1 protein-coding gene is annotated in these 1307 nt (G+C 63.7%); it reads right to left on the bottom strand.

Annotated elements, in window-relative coordinates:
- Positions 1 to 131 precede the first annotated feature (131 nt).
- On the bottom strand, positions 132 to 1307 hold a 1176-nt coding region (gene tuf, locus ACTXGA_RS24450), incomplete at its 5' end, for an elongation factor Tu (RefSeq protein ID WP_443397316.1).

Below are 1307 nucleotides of genomic sequence, written 5' to 3'. Positions count from 1 at the left end.
GTCCGCAGCCTGACGCAAAAAGGCCGCCCCGGTTTCTGGGGCGGCCTTTTCTGTTTTCTGCCTGTGGCTCCCGGGACATTCGCGCCTGAGGGCGCGAATACCCTGTTGCCACCCTCACGGCACAGCCGTGATTACTTCAGGATCTTCGAGACGACGCCCGAACCCACGGTCCGGCCACCTTCACGGATGGCGAAGCGCAGGCCGTCTTCCATCGCGATCGGGGCGATCAGCTCGACGTTGAACTTCAGGTTGTCGCCCGGCATCACCATCTCGGTGCCCTCGGGCAGCGTCACGGTGCCGGTCACGTCGGTCGTGCGGAAGTAGAACTGCGGACGGTAGTTCTTGAAGAACGGCGTGTGACGGCCGCCTTCTTCCTTGGTCAGGATGTAGACCTCGCACTCGAACTCGGTGTGCGGGTTGACCGACTTCGGCTTGCACAGAACCTGGCCGCGCTCGACGCCTTCACGGTCGATGCCGCGCAGCAGAACGCCCACGTTGTCGCCAGCTTCACCGCGGTCCAGCAGCTTGCGGAACATTTCCACACCGGTGCAGGTCGTCTTCTTGGTGTCGCGGATGCCGACGATTTCCAGTTCGTCGCCGACGTTCACAACGCCACGCTCGACGCGGCCGGTCACAACCGTACCACGGCCCGAGATCGAGAACACGTCTTCGATCGGCATCAGGAACGGCTGGTCGATCGCGCGCTCGGGCTGCGGGATGTACTCATCCACGGCCGCCATCAGTTCGCGGATCTTGTTCTCGCCGATTTCCGGATCACGGCCTTCCATCGCCGCCAGCGCGGAGCCCGCGATGATCGGAATGTCGTCGCCCGGGAAGTCGTACTCGGACAGCAGCTCGCGGACTTCCATTTCCACCAGCTCCAGCAGCTCCTCGTCGTCGACCTGGTCGACCTTGTTGAGGAACACGACCATGGCGGGGATACCCACCTGGCGGCCCAGCAGGATGTGCTCACGCGTCTGCGGCATCGGGCCGTCGGCGGCGTTCACGACCAGGATCGCTCCGTCCATCTGGGCGGCACCGGTGATCATGTTCTTGACGTAGTCGGCGTGGCCGGGGCAGTCGACGTGCGCGTAGTGACGTGCATCGGTCTCGTACTCGACGTGCGCGGTCGAGATGGTGATCCCGCGGGCCTTCTCTTCCGGCGCGCCGTCGATCTGGTCGTACGCCTTGAAGTCACCGAAGTACTTGGTGATCGCCGCCGTCAGCGTCGTCTTGCCGTGGTCAACGTGACCGATCGTGCCGATGTTGCAGTGCGGCTTGCCGCGTTCAAACTTTTCCTTACCCAT

The organism is Antarctobacter jejuensis (assembly GCF_052266595.1).
GTDB lineage: Bacteria > Pseudomonadota > Alphaproteobacteria > Rhodobacterales > Rhodobacteraceae > Antarctobacter > Antarctobacter jejuensis.
Note: the sequence above shows the minus strand (reverse complement) of the source record. Positions and strands in the feature narration are given on the sequence as shown.